The 442-nt window shown below is 69.9% G+C and carries 1 pseudogene; it reads right to left on the bottom strand.

Annotated elements, in window-relative coordinates:
- Positions 1 to 334: pseudogene (locus tag EXE44_RS18240) on the bottom strand (hypothetical protein); the annotation flags it as partial.
- Between the last annotated feature and the right edge of the window lie 108 nt (positions 335 to 442).

Raw genomic sequence — 442 nt, 5'->3', positions numbered from 1 at the left:
CGACTGCGTCGTTCGCCTTCAGCGGCTGGAGCGCCACCTTCCGAACCGCTTCCTTCTGGATGTTCAGGTGGTTTGCCAGCACCGACTCCGCCGTATTCAGTTCAAGTCGCCCGCCGATTCCGGCCCACTCGACGAGCTTCCGGTGGGCGTCACGCGCTTTCACCGGCAGTCCGGTGTCGTCGCTCGACTCGGCGCCGTTGCCGCTGCCGTAGGCAGTCGCGACGGCCTTCCGAATCGCTTCGGACCGCGACCCGTGTTCTTCTTCGGCCGCCTCCAGTGCCTCGACGAGGTCCGCGTCCCTGAACCGAACCGTCGCGTGGACGTCGTCGCTCATCGACGCTCACCCCCCTCGCCTGCGACCGCCCGAGCGGCCGCAGGCGGAGCGGGGTGGCCCGATGAGCGCCGACTCCGCCGGCCAGCGCGTGGCGGCCCGAGTGAGCGA

The sequence above is a fragment of the Halorubrum sp. SS7 genome (genome assembly GCF_005435055.1).
Taxonomy (GTDB): Archaea; Halobacteriota; Halobacteria; order Halobacteriales; family Haloferacaceae; genus Halorubrum; species Halorubrum salinarum.
The sequence above is the reverse complement of the archived record's forward strand: the minus strand, read 5'-3'. Positions and strand labels throughout refer to the sequence as shown.